This is a genomic window from Arthrobacter sp. P4_F11 (assembly GCF_056401395.1).
Genome location: NZ_JBFUJK010000003.1, coordinates 243,685 through 262,306 on the forward strand (window position 1 = coordinate 243,685; position 18,622 = coordinate 262,306).

Sequence of the window (18,622 nt, forward strand, 5' to 3'; positions counted from 1 at the left end):
GGATCGTGAGTGTGAGCAGCGATGCACTGGTTGCGGACCAGGCTGACCAACCCGGCGAAGAGGTTTCCGTCACGGCGGCGGGCGCCATCCCGTGGCGCCTCAATTCGGTTAACAAGGACCAGCTCGAGGTCCTGCTGATCCACCGTCCGCGGTATGACGACTGGTCGTGGCCGAAGGGCAAAATCGACGCCGGCGAGACCATCCCGGAATGCGCCGTGCGCGAGGTGGAGGAGGAGATCGGGCTCACCGCCCCCCTGGGGATCCCGCTCCCGCCCATCCACTACCACGTGGCGGCCGGGCTGAAGGTGGTCCACTACTGGGCGGTCGACGTCGACGGCGCCGCTTTGATCCCGGACGGCACGGAAGTCGACAGCGTCATGTGGTGCCCGCCCGAGAAGGCCGCCCGCCTCCTGAGCAACCCGAGCGACATCGAGCCGCTGCAGCACCTGGTGAACGCCCACGACCGCGGGGAGCTGGCGACCTGGCCGCTGCTGATCGTGCGCCACGCGAAGGCCAAGCCCCGCTCGTCCTGGTCCAAGGCCGAGGGCGACCGCCCGCTGGCCGCCACCGGCATGCGGCAGGCGCAGTCGGTGGGGCGGCTCCTGCAGGCGTGGAAGCCCGCCCGGATCGTTTCAAGCCCGTGGCTGCGGTGCGTGGCCACCATCGCACCCTACGCCAAGGCGGCCGACGCCAAGGTCAAGCTCAACGAGGCCCTCACCGAGCACCGGCACAGCCGCAGCCCGCACAAGACGGCAGCCGTCGTCGAGGGATTGTTCGACAAGCAGCGGGCCGTGGCGCTGTGTACGCACCGTCCGGCGCTGCCCACGGTCCTGAAGCAACTCGCGAAGCACATGAACTCCCGGCTGCGGGACCTGCTGCCGTCCTCGGACCCGTTCCTGGCGCCGGGCGAGATCGTGGTCTGCCACGTCGCCCGCGGCAGCAAGAAAAAAGTGGTCGCGGTGGAGCGGTTCAAGCCGTTCGACGACTGAGGTCCTTGACCCCGGGGGGCCCCAAGCCTAGTTTGTATCAATAGCTTGATACATTACTGCTGAATCTTGGGGGATTCCGTGCCGGTCCTGTTGAACGTGCCGCCGATGCTGTTGCTCGGCCCGGCAATCGCCGCCCTGCTGGTGTATGCCGTTCTGCGGTGGGTGATCTGGGCTCCCGGGACCGGAACGTCGCCGCAGACAGTGTCGGAGCACGGGCTGTGGGTAGGTGTGATCGGCTGGCTCGCGAGCTCACTCCAGGGCGCCATGACCCTCGGCATCATCCCGGCCAATCCGTCAGCGTCCGCCGTGGTGGGCGCCGACTCGATCATCCCGGCGCTGGCATGGCCGGTCCTGGGCTGCCTGGGCGTGCATGCCCTGGGACAGGTCAGCTACCCGGGTCCGCGGCGAATGCGGCGGCAGGCCGTGCTGTCCGTGCGGCGCATCAAAGACTTCCTGCCCCGCAGGCTGGCATTGACCACGGCTGCGATCTTCGTCTCGGCTGCCGCGGCCATCGCCCGGACTGCCACGCTGCCCGGGTTCGCGGCCGTGGCTCCCACTACGGTCAGCGACGGCGCGTACAGCTACTACAACAGCGGCGGCGACGGCCGTATCCCCGGACCGGAGGTGGCCGCCTGGCTCGGCGGCGCCCTGCTGGTGCTGGCCGTCGGCACGTGGCTGGTTTTGTGGCTGATCGCCCGCCGCCGACAGTTGGAGTCCCTTGACGCGGCGGACAACGCCGTACTGCGGACCATCGCGATGAACCGGCTGCTGCGCACAGTGTCCACAGTGGCTGCCGGGTTGGCAGTCATCGCGGGGAACTTCGCGGCCCGTCCCGATCCGGCCCAGCAAACGGGATCGTGGACGAACTTCGCCGGCCTCGCGGCGACCGTGGTCCTGCTCGTAATGTGGTGGTGGCGGCCGCCTCGGCTTGCTTCCGCCGGGCTGGGCGTCCGGAACCGGCCGGAACCAGGGATCGCCGCCGGCCGCCAGCACCCGGCCGCCAGGCTGGTCTCCTCACTTGGAGCGCTCCTGGGCCTCGCGGCCGCCGTGCCGCTGGTCGCCGGAGCCTTCCTCGCCCCCGTGATCATGGCGGCCGCCGGCTACGGACTTGCGGGACTCGTGGCCCTGACGGGCACCTGCGTCCTGCTGGTCATCGCCGGAGGCGAGCTGGTCCTGCAGCGCAACTACGGATCGCCGGAGGCGCCGCGCAACTGGCCCCGGCAACCGGTCAACGCCGCCCTGCTGACCACGGCTGTCCTGGCGCTGCTGGTCTTCCTGGCAGCCCTCGCCGTCACCGCCGCGGGGCGGGCCCTGCTGGCCGAAGATCCCGGCTGGGTTCCGGTTGCGCTGCTCACGGCCGGGACCTGCGTTGCCGCCCTGCCGGCGTTCCTCCGGGCCCGGTCCCGCCAGGGCGTCCGCGACGCCCCGCGCGGTCTGGACGCCGCGCTGCGCGCCATCACTGTCCACCGCATCGTGCGGACCCTCGCCGCCACCCTCACGGCCCAGGCCGGTATCCTGCTGCTGACCCAGACCAACGCCTGGGCGGCGGTGTTCGGGTCGGACGCGTTCGGCGACGCCGTCGATCCGGCCGCCGGATCGTGGTGGCCCGCGACCCTGGCCGGCGCTGTCCTGGCCGCCAGCGCCGTGGTCATCGCCGTCATCCCCGTGGGCGGCCTGGCCCGGAAGACCCCGGCTCCCCTGCCGCGGAAGGAAGTCGCCGCGTGACGGCGGGCATCGCCATCAACCTGCGTTCGCCAGTTCCCCCCTTCGAGCAGATCCGGACGCAGATCGCCTCCCTCATCAGCCTCGGGACGCTGGCAGCGGGAACCCGGCTGCCGACCGTCCGCAGCCTCGCGTCGGACTTAGGCCTCGCTGCCGGGACAGTCGCGCGGGCCTACAAGGAACTCGAACTGGCCGGACTGGTCGAAACCCGGCGGCGCAACGGCACGGTGGTCGCCGGCAGCCAGCCGATCCTGACCCCGCCCGCACCTCCCCCGGGCACGGTTCCGGTGGAAGTGATCGCCGCCGTCGACCGCTGCATTGCGGAAGGCCGCACTGCCGGGCTCGACGACGCGGCACTGCTGGCGATCCTGCGGGCGAGGCAGGGCGGGTCACACAAATAAGGAGAGCCGGCGAGTTCTCAGTAGACTGGAACGGTGAGCATCCCTACGCCCTATGAAGACCTCCTGCGCGACGTCCTCGAGCACGGCACGCACAAATCGGACCGCACCGGCACCGGCACCCTGAGCGTTTTTGGCCGCCAGCTCCGCTTCGACCTGAGCAAGAGCTTCCCGCTGATCACCACCAAGCGGGTGCATTTCAAGTCCGTGGCGGTGGAGCTGCTCTGGTTCCTCCGCGGCGACACGAACGTCAAATGGATGCAGGACCAGGGCGTCACCATCTGGGACGAATGGGCCGACGCCGACGGCGAACTCGGTCCCGTTTACGGGGTCCAGTGGCGTTCCTGGCCCACGCCCGACGGCGGCCACATCGACCAGATCGCCGAACTCATCGAGAACCTGAAGTCCAACCCGGATTCGCGCCGGCACATCGTCTCGGCCTGGAACGTCTCCGAACTCAAGGACATGGCCCTGCCCCCATGCCACGCGTTCTTCCAGTTCTACGTGGCGGACGGCAAGCTTTCGTGCCAGCTGTACCAGCGGTCGGCGGACACCTTCCTGGGCGTGCCCTTCAACATCGCGTCCTACGCCTTGCTGACACGCATGATCGCGCAGCAGACCGGCCTGGAACCGGGCGAATTCGTCTGGACCGGCGGGGATGTCCACATCTACGACAACCACATGGACCAAGTCCTCAAGCAGCTCGCCCGCGAGCCCTACGACTACCCCCAGCTGAACATCACCCGCAAGCCGGACTCCATCTTCGACTACACCCTCGAGGACTTCGAGGTGGTCGGCTACCAGCACCACCCGACGATTAAGGCCCCGATAGCCGTATGAGCAACGACAACACCGCGGGCGTGCAGCCCGGCGATTTCACGGAGCAACTCCGAGCGTCCACCACTGGCCTCGGGCTCGTCTGGGCCCAGACCAGCACCGGGGTGATCGGCAAGGCCGGCGACATGCCGTGGCACCTGCCCGAAGACATGTCGCACTTCAGCCGCCTCACCACCGGCCACCCGGTCATCATGGGACGCAAGACCTGGGAATCATTCCCGGACAAGTACCGCCCCCTGCCCGGCCGGACGAACATCGTCATCACCCGCCAGGCCGCCTGGCGGGACACCCAGGGCGCGGAAGGCGCCGTGGCGGTGGCGTCGCTCGATGACGCCTTGCTTGAATCCCAGTTCGTGGCCGGCCATGAGACCGTGTGGATCATCGGCGGCGGCGAAATCTTTGCCCAGTCCCTGGACCTTGCCGACGTCGCCGTCGTCACCACCATCGACACCAGCGCCGAAGGGGACACCTTCGCTCCGGAACTCGGCTACGACTGGACCGTCTCGGCCAGCCTCCCGGCCAACGGCTGGCTGACCTCCGCCAACGGCACCCGCTACCGGATCACGCTGTGGCGCCGGACGGAGGCCAAGTAATGCTGAGGAAGCCAGAAACACTCTTTGTCCTGGGGTACATGCTCCTGCCCCTGCTCGCACTGCTCTCCGCGGTCGTGGGGCTGACAATGATCCTGGGCGGCAACAAGATCCTCGGGGCGATCGTGCTGGTGGTGGTGACCCAGGTCTTCACGTTCGGGGCGGTTTTCGCGCTGCGCCGGCGCAAGGCGGCACTGCTGGAAGAGCCCCGCGGCGACTATAACGCGTGACGTAACCGACTGCGCCGGGCGGGCCGTGAAGTCTAAACTGGGCCCATGACTACAGCAGCTACCCCGTCCGTCGGCCTGGTTGGTTGGCGTGGCATGGTCGGTTCCGTCCTCATGCAGCGCATGCAGGATGAGGGCGACTTCGCCAACATCAACCCGGTCTTCTTCTCCACCTCGAACGCGGGCGGTGCCGCCCCGGCCCTGGCCGGTGCCGCTGCGGGCGCCGCCGGCAAGCTTGAGGACGCGTTCGACCTCGAGACGCTGGCGAAGCTGCCCATTATTGTCACCGCCCAGGGCGGGGACTACACCAAGCAGGTCCACGGCGAGCTCCGCAGCCGCGGCTGGGACGGCCTCTGGATCGATGCCGCCTCCACGCTGCGCATGAATGAGGATTCCATCATCGTGCTGGACCCCATCAACCGGGACGTCATCGACGCCGGCCTCTCCGGCGGGGTGAAGGACTTCGTCGGCGGCAACTGCACCGTGTCGTGCATGCTGATGGGCCTGGGCGGGCTCTTCAAGAACGACCTGGTCGAATGGGGCACGTCCATGACGTACCAGGCGGCCTCCGGCGGCGGGGCACGCCACATGCGTGAACTGCTGAACCAGTTCGGCAGCCTCAACGCCGAGGTCAGCTCCGAACTGGACGACCCGGCGTCGGCGATCCTCGAAATCGACCGCAAGGTCCTGGCACACCAGCGCGCCGGCATCGACGCCACACAGTTCGGCGTTCCGCTGGCCGGTTCGCTGATCCCCTGGATCGACGCGGACCTCGGCAACGGCCAGTCCAAGGAGGAATGGAAGGCCGGAGTGGAGACGAACAAGATCCTTGGCACCTCCGCCGCGAACCGCGTCGTCATGGACGGCCTGTGCATCCGGATCGGTGCGATGCGTTCCCACTCCCAGGCCCTGACACTGAAGCTGCGCGAGGACCTCCCGGTCGCCGAGATCGAGAAGCTCGTGGACGCGGACAACCAGTGGGCCCGCGTGGTGCCAAACACCAAGGAAGCCTCGATGGCCGAGCTCACGCCCGTGGCGGCCTCCGGCACCCTGGACATTCCGGTGGGCCGGATCCGCAAGCTCGAGATGGGTCCGCAGTACATCAGCGCGTTCACGGTGGGCGACCAGCTGCTGTGGGGCGCCGCGGAGCCGCTGCGGCGCATGCTCCGCATCGCCACCGGAAACCTCTAGGAGACCGTCCGGGACACGCATACAGGCGGACGTTCAGACACCCCTTCAGGCGGACGTTCAGGCACCTGATCCGGCACCTGTTCAGGCGCCAAGGAATCTGCGGTATTTCGCGGCCTGCAGCCCAAAAGACTTTTGGGCGGCAGGCCGCAGCCCGTTAACGGGGTCGAAGGGTTCGGGCACGACGCCGGCTCCCCGGCCGCCCGGCGGCCCGGCCCAGGTGCCGATCACGACGCCGCCGGCCACGATGGTCTTCTTGAACACGCCGTTGCCGCCGGGGACGATCTTGTCGGCGTGTTCCGGCGGCAGCACGAGGGAGCGGTCCGCGTAGCCGAGCAGGAACTCATCGAACCCCGGCAGCGCCAGCACCGTGCGCTGACCGGGGACGCCGTCGTCGAGCAGCGCGGCTGTCTCTGCGGAGAGCCAGTAGCTGGTCCCCTCAAACTCCAGCTCCGCCAGCTGGCCCGACACCCGGGCCAGGGCCGCCCGGGTTTCCGTCAGCGGGATGCCGGCCCACCAGGCAAAATCACGTTCCGTGGCGGGGCCGTGACTGCGAAAGTAGCGCAGCAGCCACTCGGCGATGCCGTCGGAACGGTCCAGGGTCCGCGAATGGGTGATCCAGTCACCAAAGGCCACGACCAGCTGCTGGTTGCCGGCCAGCGGACCCTGCACCAGCAACCCCCGCTGGCACAGGATCCCGAGCAGATGGATGCCGCGCTGGCCCGCCGTTGACTGACCCGCCCGTTCGAAGGCCTGGAACAGCTCCGCCCGGCTGGCAGCTCCTCCGGAGACCAGCTGCAGGGCAGTTGCCGCGGCGGCGTCGACGTCCGCTGCCGTGATCTCGAGCTCCCGGTGGCGCCGGGCCAGGCCCTGGATCAGCCGGTCGGAGGTGATGGCCAGCATCCATTTCAAGTCCTCGGGTGCCAGCACGTGCAAGGTGCCGCGCATTGGCCAGGAACGGACGATCTCCGCCCGGTCCAGCGCCCCGCGGACGTCTTCGGCGCGGGAACCCGGCACGCGCTGGCCGACGGCCCAGAGCACGGCCTGCAGGTCCTGGGCCTGCATCGCCGTCATGCCGCGGACGGCGTCGGGGACGGACTGAAACCCCGGTCCCAGCAGTCCCTAGGCGGCCAGCCGCAGCCTGCCGATGATTCCGGGGCCAAGCCGGCGGATGCCCATCACTGCTGCCATGGAACCATGGTAAGCCGCCTGTGTTGCCTGTCGGGTTGTTGCCCGGCTGTTCCCAGCCGCCATCCAGCAGGCTTCCCTACCCTTGAATCATGACTATGAGTGAGGTGTGGCCGCTGCTGCGGCCCCTGTGCCGGAAGCTGGCCCTGCTGGGCTGGGCGTCCAGCGCCGCCGGCATGGCTGCCGGGCTCGCCGTCGCCATCGCCAGCGGTACCCGGCTCTCACCCATGATGAGCACCCTGCAGCTGGTGGCCGCCTTGTCCATGGCGGTGTCCGTGGCCAGCTTCGTCTTGGCCGCGGCGTTGCAGCCGCGGGCACGGTCTCAGGCACGGGTGCAGGCGGCCGTGAAGAGCGGCAGCATCGCCCCGCAGGGCCGGGAACTCCAGCTCGACTATGGCGGCGAATTTCCGGCCACCGTACAGGCCTTCCTGCTCGGCTCCCTGGCGTTCCTCGCCGGCGCCGTGGCGTTCGCGTGCGCCGGACTGGTGCTGCAAAGCGGGCCCAGCGTCCAGTCCGTGGCGTTCTGCCAGGTCTTCCTGCTCGGGGCCGCGGCCTCCGGTTTCACCTTCATGCTTTTCAGCAAGGTGGCACCCCGCCACACGGAACCGTAGCCGGGGAGCGGGGGCGCCCGGCCGGCGCTGTCCCGAGGAAAAGGGCCTTGCCCGGGCGGCGGCCCTTTTCCCGGGGCCGGACTTTCCCTAGAGATCGACGCCGATCAGCAGCGGCTCCGGGTGCAGTTCAATGCCGAAATGTTCGACGACGCCGTGGCGGACCTCGCGCGCGACGGCCAGCATGTCCGCCGCGCTCGCCCCTCCCCTGTTAGTGATGGCGAGGGTGTGCTTGGTGGACAGCGAGGCCCGGCCGCCCGAGACGCTGTCCGGGTCCAGGCCGAAGCCCTTGCCGAACCCGGCCTGGTCGATGAGCCACGCCGCCGAGAGCTTGGTCAGCCCGTCCGCACCGGCGGGGTACCGCGGGGCCTCCTGCGGCAGCCGTGCCGCGACGTCCTCGGTCACGATCGGGTTCGTGAAAAAGGATCCCGTGGAGTAGGTGTCACGGTCGTCCGCGTCCCAGACCATGCCCTTGGACGCCCGGAGCCGCAGCACCTCGCGCCGGACGTCGGTGGAGTAGGCCCGCTGGCCCTGTTCGACGCCGAGCACCCGGGCGAGTTCGGCGTAGCGGACCGGGGCGCTCTTCCGGCCGAGCGGGAGCTGGAATTCCACCGTGAGCACCACATAGCGCGGTGAGCCGTTGACGGTGGTCTGCTTCAGGATGGAGTCCCGGTAGCCGAACTTGAGTTCGGAATTCGTGAAGGTCTTCACCGCATTGCGTTCCCGGTCCCAGGTGCGCACGACGGCGATCGTCTGGGACACGTCGGCCCCGTAGGCGCCGACGTTCTGCACGGGGGTGGCGCCCGTGGCACCGGGGATCCCGGAGAGGGCTTCGACGCCGGACCAGGCATGCTTCACGGCGTGTTCAACGAAGGCGTCCCAGTTGTGGCCGGCCTGGACCACCACCGCCACGCCGCCGCAGGAGTCCTCGGCGTCGACGGTGAACCCCTCGGAGGCGATCTTCAGCACCGTGCCGGGGAACCCGGCGTCGGACACCAGCAGGTTGGAGCCGCCGCCGATGATCAGCAGGGACTGGCCGGCGGCGTCCGCGGTGCGAACGGCGTCGATGATCGCGGCTTCGGTGCGGGCCTCGATGTAGCTGCCGGCGGGGCCGCCGACGGCGGAGGTGGTCAGGGCGGAGAGCTGAATCTGGGTCACCTGACCAGCCTAGCCGGGATCATCAGCCCGCCTAAGCCGGTGCCGGCCGCACCTGGCTAGCTGTTCTGTCCCGGCAAGGGCACGGGCGCGGGGAGTTTGCCGGTCACCGGGGAGAGCAGGAAACTGACGATCAGCATCACCATGACGGCCAGCAGCGAGTGGAGAATGCCGACGTGCTCGGCCAGCAGACCCAGCAGCGGCGGCCCGCACAGGAACGCTCCGTAGCCGATCGTGGACACCACGGACACCCGCGCGGCGGCCTTGACGGGATTGTCGGCCGCGGCGGACATGCCGACCGGGAAGCCCAGGGACGCGCCGAGTCCCCAGATGGCCAGGGCCACGTAGGCCAGCCACGGTACCGGTGCGAAGACGAACAGGCCGAGGCCCAGAACCGCCAGCGCGGCGCACCAGCGCATCACCGGGACCCGGCCGAAGCGGTCCAGGACCAGGGTGCCGGCGAAGCGGCCGATGGTCATGAAGGTGACGAACAGCCCGTACCCGGCGGCTCCGGCGGCGTCGGTCTGGCCGTGGCCGTCGGCCAGCGCCAGCGCCACCCAGTCCCCCGCCGCTCCTTCGGCCAGGGCCAGCCCGAGGACCAGCACGCCCAGCAGCAGGGTGCGCCTGTCACGCCAGGCCTGGGCGATGAGGCGTTTGTTGTCCAAGGGCGGCTCCTGGACCGCGTCCGTCTGCCGGACGATCGGGATGGGCCCGGTGGAAGGATCCTCGAAGGTATCTGTCCCGGACGCTTTGAAGGGCTGCTCCGCCTCGAGGGGCGTGATGTCCGCCCGGAACCAGGCCGCCGCGGTGGTCACCGAGCCGGCCACCAGCAGGCCCACCACGGCCAGGTGCAGGAAGACGGGGATCCCGGCGGCGGCAGCCCAGGCGCCCAGCCCGGCGCCCGCCACAGTGCCCAGGCTGAAGGAGCCGTGCAGCCGGGGCATGATGTGCCGCCGGACGGCGCGTTCCACCGCCGCCCCTTCTACGTTGGACGCCGTGTTCCAGCTGGCGGTGCCCAGCCCGATGATTGCCAGACCCGCGGCAACCGCCACCGGGCTGGCGAGCACCGAGGTGCCGAAGCCTGCCAGCGCCAGCCCGAATCCGACCATGATGCTGCCGATCCGGATGGTGCGCTTGGAGCCAAGGCGAAGAACAATCAGGCCCGAGGCGGACACGGACACGAAGGATCCCGCCGTCATGCAGAGCAGGAGCAGCCCGATCGTGCCCGGGGTCAGGTCCAGGCCGTCGCGGATGGCCGGCAGCCGGGACACCCAGGTGGAAAAAGCGATTCCGCTCGCGGCGTAGGCCACCACCACGGCGTTTCGCCAGTGCGTGATCTCGGCGGGCGGGACGAAGACTTCCTTGGTCACAGCAGCCAGATTCACAGCAACGCCATGGGCTAGGCCACCCTGACGACGGCCTGGGCCTTGACGAGGACCTTCTGGGCGGCCGAGACGACCGTGAGGTCGACGCGGGCGGTGCCGGCGTCGGCGTCGAGGGCCCCGATGGCCCCGCTGACCTCGATCACGGCACCGGACTCCGGTGTCCCCGTCGTGTCGGCGACCGGAACCGGCTTGGTGAAGCGGGTCTGGAAGTCGACGACGGCGGCGGGATCGCCGGCCCAGTCGGTCACGAGCTGGACGGCCGCACCCATGGTGAACATGCCGTGGGCGATCACGCCCGGCAGGCCGACGCCGGTGGCGAAGGCCTCGTTCCAGTGGATCGGGTTGAAGTCACCGGATGCGCCGGCGTACTTGACGAGGTCGGTGCGGGTGACGGTAATGCTGCGGCTGCCAATGTCCTGGCCGACCGTGAGTGCTGCGATGTCGATGCTCATGGCTACTGTCCCTCTCCGCGGACCAGGATGGACGAGGTGGTGGTGGCGACCGGCTCCCGGACACCGGTGGCATCGCCGGGGGCCAGGGCGAAGATTTCCGAGCGGGTGGTGATCATGGCTCCGCCGCCCATGGCGCGGACGCCGTCGACGTGCAGTTCGGCGACCAACCGGTCCCCCGCGACGATCGGGCGGTGGTGCGTGAACCGCTGGTCGGCGTGGACCACGCGGGAGAAGTCGATCCCGGATTCCGGATCCTCGATCAGCTGCGCGTCGGCGCGCTGCGCGACGATAATGGCGAAGGTCGGCGGCGCCACGAGGTCGCTGTGACCCAGCGCCTCGGCGGCGGCAACATCGAAGTGGGCAGGGTGGGTGGCTTTGACCGCGCGCGCGAACTCGCGGATCTTCTCGCGGCCGACGTCATACACCTCTGCGGCAGGGTAGCTGCGCCCCTGCAGGTCCGGATTGATAGTCATGGTTCCAGCCTATCGCCACGCCCCGAGCCGTCCGGCTTCGTGACAGGGTGCGCGCCGGGGACCGGACGGGCACTGACGGGCGCCCCGCCGGGTCTTGACCGGCGCGGTATGATGAAAACATCAATCCATCAATCCGAATCACCGAGGCGCCGCCGGACCGCGCCGCGAACGGATGCGAGAAAGTGTTTCCCCGCCATGATCTCCGCCGCGCAGACCCCTTTGTATGAAATCAAGGCCAACCTTTTCAAAGCCCTGGCGCACCCGGCCCGAATCCGGATCCTCGAGCTTCTGGCGGCCGCGCCGGATAATACGGCGCCGGTCAGTTACCTGCTCGCCGAGACGGGGCTGGAGCCCTCGCACCTGTCCCAGCACCTGGGCACGCTGCGCCGGCACGGTGTGGTGACGTCGGTCCGGACGGCGAATGCCGTGACCTACCGGCTCGCTCATCCCAAGATCAAGGAGCTGCTCGCGATCGCCCGGGTCTTCCTGCTGGACACCCTGGCCGGTTCCAGCGAACAGCTCCGGCTAGCGCAGGAGCTGCCGGCAGGCCACCTCGACCGCGCGGGCGACGCCGACAGTACCGGCCACCTCGACGCCACGGCAACGTGAGCGCGGCCCAGGCAGCAGACCCGGCGACGACATCTGCCACGGCACGGGGACGCTTCGCCCGGTTTGTGCCGTCCCGCCGCGACTACGAGCTCTTGAGGTCCGCCTGGAAGACGGACCTGTTCGCCGGCATCACGGTGGGCATTGTGGCGCTCCCCCTGGCCCTGGCCTTCGGGGTCAGTTCCGGGGTCGGGGCGGAGGCCGGACTCATCACCGCGGTGGTGGCAGGACTTGTCGCCGCCGTCATGGGCGGATCCAACGTCCAGGTCTCCGGCCCGACCGGCGCCATGGTGGTGGTCCTGGCCCCGGTGGTCGCCGTCCACGGCGTCGGCAGCATTGCCCTGGTCTCTGTATTGGCCGGGCTGCTGGTCGTGGTCCTGGGCGCCAGCGGGCTGGGCCGGGCCGTCGCGTTCATCCCGTGGCCGGTCGTGGAGGGTTTCACACTCGGCATCGCCGCCATCATTTTCCTCCAGCAGGTTCCCTTGGCCACGGGCACCGAGGGAACGCCGGGCCACAACACCCTCCTGGCCGCCGTCGAGAGCGCGTCGCAGGCCACCATGCCGACCGTGCTGGAAACGCTCGCGGTGGTGGCCTGCGTCGCGGCCGTGATGTACCTGCTGCCCAGGCTGAACAAGGCCCTGCCCGCGAGCCTGATCGCGGTGCTGCTCACCACTGCGGCGTCGGAGATGCTGGCGCTGGACATACCGCGGATCGGCGCGCTTCCGCACTCCCTGCCGGCGCCCTCGATGCCCTCTGTCGATCCGGCCGCGCTGGGAGGCCTGCTGATGCCGGCCGTGTCCATCGCGACGCTCGCCGCCATCGAATCCCTGCTCTCGGCCCGGGTGGCCGCCGGCATGGTCGGCCCCGACGGCCGTCCGTCCGGCGCGTACAGCCCGGACCGGGAGCTCACCGGCCAGGGGCTGGCCTCGATCGCTGCCGGATTCTTCGGCGGCATGCCCGCCACGGGTGCGATCGCCCGGACCGCAGTGAACGTCCGTTCCGGGGCCAAGACCCGGCTCTCCGCGGTGGTGCACGCCCTGGTGCTGCTGGCCATCATTTACCTGGCGGCGGGGCTCGTCGGCAGGATCCCGCTGGCGGCGCTGGCCGGCATCCTCATGGTCACGGCCGTCCGCATGGTCTCGCGGCACACCGTGACGGCGATTTTGCGCTCCACCCGGGCCGACGCCGCGGTCTTCGTGGTCACCGCCCTCATTACCGTCGCCTTCGACCTCATTGTGGCCATCCAGATCGGACTCGCCGCGGCCGCCGTGTTCACGCTGCGGACATTCGCTTCCCTGAGCGGGGTCCGGCGCGAGGACATCCCGGGGCCGCCGGTTCCGGGCGACGAGCACATCGCCATCTTCCGGCTGGACGGGGCCATGTTTTTCGGTGCAGCGGAGCGGGTCCTGCAGGAGATCAGCCAGGTCCGGGACATCCAGGTGGCCGTCATCCGGCTGTCCCAGCTGCGGATGCTGGACGCCACGGGCGCCCACATGCTCGTTGAGGTGGTCTCCGCGCTGGAGCTGCGCGGGGTCACGGTCCTGCTGAAGGGGGTCCAGCCGCAGCATCTGGAGCTCGTGACCAATGTGGGGGTCATCCGCTCACTGCGGCATCACAAGCACCTGTTCACATCCCTCCCGGACGCGGTGGAGCATGCCCGGAGCCATGTGGCGCGGAACGCGGCCGCTAGCGCTTGAGGTTTTTCCGGATCGCCTGGCCGCGGACCACAAGCCCGGCAATGTGCAGGATCAGGCCGAGTCCGATCACTGCCAGTGAGGCGAGGGCAAGGGGCTGGTTGCCGGTGCTGTTGCCCACCACGCTGAGGATGATGCCGAGGGCGATCAGGCCCATGGCGCTGAAGACGAGCACCTTGTAGGTGGTTGACGCGGTGGCCCAGAATTCATTCAGCACCGTGCCAGTCTACCGGGGCGGCCGTACGACGCCGCGAGCCGCAAAATTCCTGGCGACACTCACAGCGCCTGCCGGCGAGCGAGTACGTGCGCGTCCGGTAATTTGCGCGTCGCGGGGCCATTCCAGCGTCAGAACAAGGCTTCCTGCACGGCCGGGACGTCCGAGCCGTGGTCACCGAGTTCGATCACCCGGGCCTTGAGCTGGCCCAGGTTCACCACGAATTCCAGTCCGCTGCCATCCAGCGCCGCGAGGGCAATGCTGCCGCTCAGCGCGTCGATCCGGAACCCGTGCGCTCCGGCCGCGAGGTCGTGCGGATAGGCGTGCCGGGCAGCCGGGGCGCAGGCCTTCGCGGAGAGCTCCGGCCGGGCCCACCGTTCATCCACCACCGCGAAGCCCTCCCCGCCGGCACCGGCGAGCAGGGTCCGGGCCTCCCCTGCCAGCCGTCCGTTCAGGGCGTCGAGGTCGACGGCGGCTGCCGGGGCGAGCAGCGCAGCGGCCTTGGCGGCAGCGCGGACCTGCTGCGGCAGCCCGGCCTCGCGCGTGATCATGTCCTCGAGGAGGCGGACCACGCGGCCGTCCTCGGCACGGGCGACGTACCGGGCGACGACGGCGCCCTGTTCGGCGAGCCGGTTCCATTTGCGCGGGTGGGACGCGGTGCCGACCTTGCTGGCCCCGTTGGCGAAGGTGGCGACGTAGAGCCAGTGCGGCTGCATCAGGTACGCGCGCAGGCCCGGCGGGACCCGGCCGCCGCGGTGGAAGTCATGGATCAGCCGGGAGTCGTCCAGAACGAAGCACCGCTCGCACTGGCTGCCCCTGGCGGCGGGAGCCCGGTCCGGGCACAGGACGTGGTCCCGGTCCGCGGGTCCGTGCACCTGGTGGTGCCCGAGGCACTGCTTGCCCGCGGCGGCGAACCGGAAACCGAGGCGGGTGCCGGCGTCGAGCGTCAGTGCGGTGAGGGCGCCGCCAGGGTCCTGCAGGCGCATCGCCGGTGGCCTGCCGCCGAACGCTGCGGCGGGTCCCGGCGCCGGACCATCCCAAAAGACCCCGTGCACCAGATAGCGGGTATCGGTCACGGGGTCTCCTGCGGTGGTGATGTGGCTACAGGGCCGGCTGCACGCCAAAGGCGATGGCGAGCTTCATGATCTTCTCGGCCCGGCCCAGGCGCGGCAGGTCGGAGCCGTCCCGGATGACGCGGCCGCTGGCCTCGAAGTCGGCCATGAAGTCCGTGGCCCAGGCGACGTCGGACGGCGTGGGGCTGATGACTTCGTTGATCACCGGGGTCTGGTCGATGGCGAGGCAGAGCTTCCCGGTCATCCCCATCATCACCGTGATGCCGGTCTGTTCGCGCAGAATCGGGTGGTTCGTGCCGACGGTGGGGCCGTCGATGGGGCCGGGCAGGTTGCCCACGCGGCTGGCCACAACGAGCTTGGCGCGGGGGTAGGCCATGGCTTCCGCGGTGGCCGCCATGCCGGTGTCGCGGCGGAAGTCGCCCGAGCCGAAGGCCAGGCGGAAGGCGCCCTGGGCCTTGGCGATGTTGTTGGCTTCCTCGATGCCGACGGCGGACTCGACCAGGGGGATCACCGGGGTCTTGCCGTCCATCCGGTGGAAGCTCTCCGTGACCTGGTCGGCCGATTCGGTTTTGGCCAGCATGATGCCCAGCAGGCCGGGGGTGCCGCGCAGGCCGGCGAGGTCGTCGGCCCAGAACGGGCTGGTGGCGTCGTTGATCCGGACCCACGCGCTGCCGCCGGCGGTCAGCCAGTTCACGACGTTGGCGCGGGCGGCGTCCTTCTGCGAGGGGTCCACCGCGTCTTCGATGTCGAGGATGATCGCATCGGCCCGGGAGACGGCGGACTGGTCGAAGAGGTCGGTCTTCATCGCGTTAACCAGCAGCCAGGAGCGGGCGATGTCGGCCGGGATGTTGCGTTGGGGCCGAAGTGATTCGGCGGTGGTGGTAGAGGTCATGCATCTACGCTAGTCGCCCGGGGGCACTTGCCGCTAAGCGATCCGGCCCTCAGCGGCGACCATTACGACCAAAATCACATCCCTGCCCAGCTGGCCGGCAGCAGAAGCCGTTTCCAGGCTCAAAACGGCCAGGCGGCCGGCCAGTTGGGTGGGGCGGACTGGCTAGGGGATGTTACTTCCCCGGGCCGCGACCCAGAGCCCGTACCACTCGGCGCGCGTCATCGCCGCGGCGGCCTCGGGGGCGCCGGCGCAGGCGAGGATCCGGTCCGGGTTCGCGGTGCCGATCACGGGCGCGATCCCGGCAGGGTGCCTCATGAGCCAGCCGAGCACGATCGCTTCCCCCGTGGTCCCCTTCCCGGCGGCCAGGGCGGCCACGAGGGAGGTGGCCGCCTCCTCGGCCGGCGTCCGCGCGGCCGCCGACGCCCCGGTGTAGAGGCCGCGGGCCAGCGACCCGTAGGCCTGCAGCCGGATGCCGTTCCGGACGCAGTGCTCCACGGTTCCGTGCGGGAAGCTGTAGTCCGTGCCCTCGGCATGGTTGACCAGCACCGTGCTTTCCAGCCATGCCCGTTTCAGCAGGCTCATTTCGAGCTGGTTGCCCACCACGGGAACCTCGAGCCGGTCCTGCAGCATCTCGATCTGCGGGCCCGACATGTTGGACACGCCCACGGCCCGCACCTTGCCTTCGGCCATGAGCTGCGCGACGGCGGAGGCCACCTCCGCCGGATCCATCAGGGGATCCGGGCGGTGCAGCATGAGCACGTCGACGTAGTCGGTCCGGAGCCGGGCCAGGCTGTCGCTGACCCGCGCCAGGATGCCGTCCCGGCTGAGGTCGTAGTAGGCCTCCAGGCCCTGCTCATTGAGCCGGATGCCGCACTTGGTCTGCAGCCGGATTTTCTCCCGCAGCCCGGGGGTGCGGGCCAGGACTTCGCCGAAGACGGCTTCGGCCTTGCCGTTGGTGTAGATGTCCGCGTGGTCGAACAGTGTGATGCCCGCGTTCAGGGCGGCCTCGACCGCCGCGGCCGCCTCGTCCACGTGTGCGGACGAGTACGGCTCGGCCGACCAGTCGCCGCCCAGGCCCATGCAGCCGTAGACGAGTTCCTGGGGGAGGTTCCCGGTGCCGGCGGGCGTGCCGGGCGAAGCCTGCGGTGTGGGACTCACCGCAGCCATACGGTGGTGTTGGCCGGCAGCTGTCCGCCATCCAGCGGGCCGCTGCTGACCAGCACCTCGCCGGCCGGCAGGTCAACCGGCGCGTCGCCGAAGTTGGTCACCGTCTGCCAGCCGCCGGGACGGCTGAAGCGCAGGACGTCGGCGCTACCGGATTCCTGCCACTGCAATTCCTCCGAGGTCTGCAGTTCGCGGCGCAGCTTCAAGGCCTTGCGGTAGAGTTCGAGGGTGGAACCTTCCACGCCGTCCTGGGCTGCCACCGCGTAGCGGCTGAACCAGGCCGGCTGCGGCAGGTGAGCCCCGCCGGCGCCAAAGCCGAACGAGGTGCCCTCCGCGGCCCAGGGCAGGGGCACGCGGCAGCCGTCGCGGCCGATCTCCACGCCCTTATTCCGGAAGAAGGTGGGGTCCTGGCGCTCTGCGTCGGGAATCTCCGCGACTTCCTGCAGGCCCAGTTCCTCGCCCTGGTACAGGTAGGCCGAACCCGGCAGGGCCAGCATCAGCAAGGTCGCGGCGCGGGCCCGGCGCAGGCCGAGTTCGACGTCAAGCTCCTCGACGGGAGCGCCGGCCAGCAGCCAGCCCTTGCCGTCCTGGCCCTGGGCGTGCTTGCCGCCGCCCTGGGGCAGGCCGTAACGGGTGGCGTGGCGGACGACATCGTGGTTGGAGAAAACCCAGGTGGAGGAGGCACCGGACTCGGTGGCCTCGGCGAGGTTCCGGGCGATGATTTCGCGGAACTCGCCGGCGTCGAAGTCGGCCTGCAGGAGGTCGAAGTTGAACGCCTGGCCCAGGCCCTCCGGGCTGGCGTAACGGGCGCGGCGGGTGGCGTGCACCCAGGCCTCGGCCACGGCAGTGCGCGGCGGGTTGTATTCCTTGAACACCTCGCGCCATTCGGCGTAGATCTCGTGGACTTCGTCGCGGTCCCAGAACGGGTGCGAGCCGTCCGGGAAGCCGTCCGTTCCGGTGTTGGCGGCGCTGAGCTCCACCTTGGAGATCAGCGGCTCGGTGAGGTCCTTGGTCAGCGCGTGGGCGACGTCGACGCGGAAGCCGTCCACGCCGCGGTCGGACCAGAAGCGGAGCGTCTTGAGGAAGTCGTCGCGGATTTCCCGGTTGGCCCAGTTCAGGTCCGGCTGTTCCTTGGCGAAGATGTGCATGTACCACTGGCCGGGCGTGCCGTCGGGCTCGGTGATGCGCTCCCAGGCCGGGCCGCCGAAGACGGATTCCCAGTCCGACGGCGCGAGCTCGCCGTTTTCGCCGAGACCATCGCGGAAGATGTAGCGTTCGCGGGCCGCGGAGCCGCGCGGGGAGGCCAGGGCCTCCCGGAACCACTCGTGCCGGTTCGAGGAGTGGTTGGGGACAATGTCGGCGATGAGCTTGATGCCCGCGGCGTGCAGCGCGGCGGACATCTCGTCGAAGTCCGCCAGGGTGCCGAGCTTGGGGTCCACGTCGCGGTAGTCGTCGACGTCGTAGCCTCCGTCGGCGAGGGCCGAGGGGTAGAACGGGGAGAGCCAGACGGCGTCGATCCCGAGCTCCTTCAGGTACGGGACCTTGGCGGTGATGCCCTTGATGTCGCCCAGGCCGTCACCATTGGAGTCCGAAAAGCTCCGCGGGTAGATCTGGTACACCGATGCCTGGCGCCACCAGTTGGGGTCGGCGGCGAGATCGGAACCGGACAGGGTTGCCAGCGTGGCGGTGTTGGTCAAAGGAGATTCCTTCGGGTCTGGGAGGGCTTCTGGTAATTTAGATACAAGCTAAATATATTGCCTGAACAAT

Annotated in this window: 19 protein-coding genes and 1 pseudogene; 10 read left to right on the forward strand and 10 right to left on the reverse strand. The window is 69.7% G+C overall.

From position 1 onward, the window contains the following. The first annotated feature begins 11 nt into the window (after nucleotides 1–11). The 7 genes from AC1DRO_RS05715 to asd all read left to right on the forward strand — a co-directional run bounded on the left by AC1DRO_RS05715 (nucleotide 12) and on the right by asd (nucleotide 5,954). Nucleotides 12–989 carry an NUDIX hydrolase gene (locus AC1DRO_RS05715; protein ID WP_243181103.1) on the forward strand — a complete coding sequence of 326 codons (978 nt, stop codon included), beginning with the start codon at nucleotides 12–14 and terminating at the stop codon, nucleotides 987–989. A 66-nt stretch (nucleotides 990–1,055) separates the two neighbouring features. Beyond that, entirely contained in the window at nucleotides 1,056–2,714 is a 1,659-nt protein-coding gene (locus AC1DRO_RS05720) for a hypothetical protein (RefSeq protein WP_476950121.1), read from the forward strand. Further along, a complete protein-coding gene (locus AC1DRO_RS05725; protein ID WP_476950122.1) occupies nucleotides 2,711–3,112 on the forward strand; it encodes a GntR family transcriptional regulator in 402 nt (133 codons plus the stop codon). The genes AC1DRO_RS05720 and AC1DRO_RS05725 overlap by 4 nt, the downstream gene beginning before the upstream one ends. Before the next feature lie 33 nt (nucleotides 3,113–3,145). Then, nucleotides 3,146–3,949: a thymidylate synthase gene (locus AC1DRO_RS05730; protein WP_079550143.1), complete on the forward strand. Its 804-nt coding sequence runs from the start codon at nucleotides 3,146–3,148 to the stop codon at nucleotides 3,947–3,949. Next, nucleotides 3,946–4,539 carry a dihydrofolate reductase gene (locus AC1DRO_RS05735; protein WP_476950123.1) on the forward strand — a complete coding sequence of 198 codons (594 nt, stop codon included), beginning with the start codon at nucleotides 3,946–3,948 and terminating at the stop codon, nucleotides 4,537–4,539. The genes AC1DRO_RS05730 and AC1DRO_RS05735 overlap by 4 nt, the downstream gene beginning before the upstream one ends. Continuing rightward, complete coding sequence (locus AC1DRO_RS05740; protein ID WP_028276519.1) at nucleotides 4,539–4,766, forward strand: NF038396 family protein; 228 nt, start codon at nucleotides 4,539–4,541, stop codon at nucleotides 4,764–4,766. The genes AC1DRO_RS05735 and AC1DRO_RS05740 overlap by 1 nt, the downstream gene beginning before the upstream one ends. 45 nt (nucleotides 4,767–4,811) lie before the next feature. Continuing rightward, complete coding sequence (gene asd / locus AC1DRO_RS05745) at nucleotides 4,812–5,954, forward strand: aspartate-semialdehyde dehydrogenase (RefSeq protein ID WP_476944033.1); 1,143 nt, start codon at nucleotides 4,812–4,814, stop codon at nucleotides 5,952–5,954. Nucleotides 5,955–6,035: 81 nt separating this feature from the next. Here asd and AC1DRO_RS05750 read toward each other — a convergent pair. Continuing rightward, nucleotides 6,036–7,142: pseudogene (locus tag AC1DRO_RS05750) on the reverse strand (winged helix DNA-binding domain-containing protein). Between the two features lie 89 nt (nucleotides 7,143–7,231). Between AC1DRO_RS05750 and AC1DRO_RS05755 the strand changes: the two are divergent. Then, on the forward strand, nucleotides 7,232–7,750 hold the full coding sequence (locus AC1DRO_RS05755) for a hypothetical protein (protein ID WP_476950124.1): 519 nt from the start codon (nucleotides 7,232–7,234) through the stop codon (nucleotides 7,748–7,750). An 87-nt stretch (nucleotides 7,751–7,837) separates the two neighbouring features. On the opposite strand, the gene AC1DRO_RS05760 is transcribed toward AC1DRO_RS05755, so the two are convergent. The 4 genes from AC1DRO_RS05760 to AC1DRO_RS05775 are packed head-to-tail and all read right to left on the reverse strand — an operon-like array spanning nucleotide 7,838 to nucleotide 11,212. Next, entirely contained in the window at nucleotides 7,838–8,905 is a 1,068-nt protein-coding gene (locus AC1DRO_RS05760) for a UDP-N-acetylmuramate dehydrogenase (RefSeq protein ID WP_476950125.1), read from the reverse strand. A gap of 56 nt (nucleotides 8,906–8,961) precedes the next feature. Further along, nucleotides 8,962–10,287, reverse strand: coding sequence for an MFS transporter (locus AC1DRO_RS05765; RefSeq protein WP_476950126.1), 1,326 nt, complete (start codon nucleotides 10,285–10,287; stop codon nucleotides 8,962–8,964). A gap of 14 nt (nucleotides 10,288–10,301) precedes the next feature. Continuing rightward, entirely contained in the window at nucleotides 10,302–10,739 is a 438-nt protein-coding gene (locus AC1DRO_RS05770; RefSeq protein ID WP_028276514.1) for a MaoC family dehydratase, read from the reverse strand. 2 nt (nucleotides 10,740–10,741) lie between these two features. Next, nucleotides 10,742–11,212 carry an FAS1-like dehydratase domain-containing protein gene (locus AC1DRO_RS05775; protein WP_476950127.1) on the reverse strand — a complete coding sequence of 157 codons (471 nt, stop codon included), beginning with the start codon at nucleotides 11,210–11,212 and terminating at the stop codon, nucleotides 10,742–10,744. A 195-nt stretch (nucleotides 11,213–11,407) separates the two neighbouring features. Between AC1DRO_RS05775 and AC1DRO_RS05780 the strand changes: the two genes are divergently transcribed. Together AC1DRO_RS05780 and AC1DRO_RS05785 are read left to right on the forward strand one after the other, a co-directional pair. Then, nucleotides 11,408–11,821, forward strand: coding sequence for an ArsR/SmtB family transcription factor (locus AC1DRO_RS05780; RefSeq protein WP_476950128.1), 414 nt, complete (start codon nucleotides 11,408–11,410; stop codon nucleotides 11,819–11,821). Next, nucleotides 11,818–13,515 carry a SulP family inorganic anion transporter gene (locus AC1DRO_RS05785; RefSeq protein ID WP_476950129.1) on the forward strand — a complete coding sequence of 566 codons (1,698 nt, stop codon included), beginning with the start codon at nucleotides 11,818–11,820 and terminating at the stop codon, nucleotides 13,513–13,515. The genes AC1DRO_RS05780 and AC1DRO_RS05785 overlap by 4 nt, the downstream gene beginning before the upstream one ends. Here AC1DRO_RS05785 and AC1DRO_RS05790 read toward each other — a convergent pair. The 5 genes from AC1DRO_RS05790 to AC1DRO_RS05810 all read right to left on the reverse strand — a co-directional run bounded on the left by AC1DRO_RS05790 (nucleotide 13,505) and on the right by AC1DRO_RS05810 (nucleotide 18,552). Further along, a complete protein-coding gene (locus tag AC1DRO_RS05790; protein WP_028276510.1) occupies nucleotides 13,505–13,729 on the reverse strand; it encodes a DUF3188 domain-containing protein in 225 nt (74 codons plus the stop codon). The genes AC1DRO_RS05785 and AC1DRO_RS05790 overlap by 11 nt on opposite strands. 128 nt (nucleotides 13,730–13,857) lie before the next feature. Further along, nucleotides 13,858–14,802: a DUF2797 domain-containing protein gene (locus AC1DRO_RS05795; RefSeq protein WP_476950130.1), complete on the reverse strand. Its 945-nt coding sequence runs from the start codon at nucleotides 14,800–14,802 to the stop codon at nucleotides 13,858–13,860. Nucleotides 14,803–14,827: 25 nt separating this feature from the next. After that, nucleotides 14,828–15,691: an HpcH/HpaI aldolase/citrate lyase family protein gene (locus AC1DRO_RS05800; RefSeq protein WP_476950131.1), complete on the reverse strand. Its 864-nt coding sequence runs from the start codon at nucleotides 15,689–15,691 to the stop codon at nucleotides 14,828–14,830. 162 nt (nucleotides 15,692–15,853) lie between these two features. Next, nucleotides 15,854–16,858 (reverse strand): aldo/keto reductase, encoded by a 1,005-nt coding sequence (locus tag AC1DRO_RS05805; RefSeq protein ID WP_476950132.1) that lies wholly within the window; start codon nucleotides 16,856–16,858, stop codon nucleotides 15,854–15,856. After that, entirely contained in the window at nucleotides 16,846–18,552 is a 1,707-nt protein-coding gene (locus AC1DRO_RS05810) for a glycoside hydrolase family 13 protein (RefSeq protein WP_476950133.1), read from the reverse strand. The genes AC1DRO_RS05805 and AC1DRO_RS05810 overlap by 13 nt, the downstream gene beginning before the upstream one ends. Nucleotides 18,553–18,622: the final 70 nt, after the last annotated feature.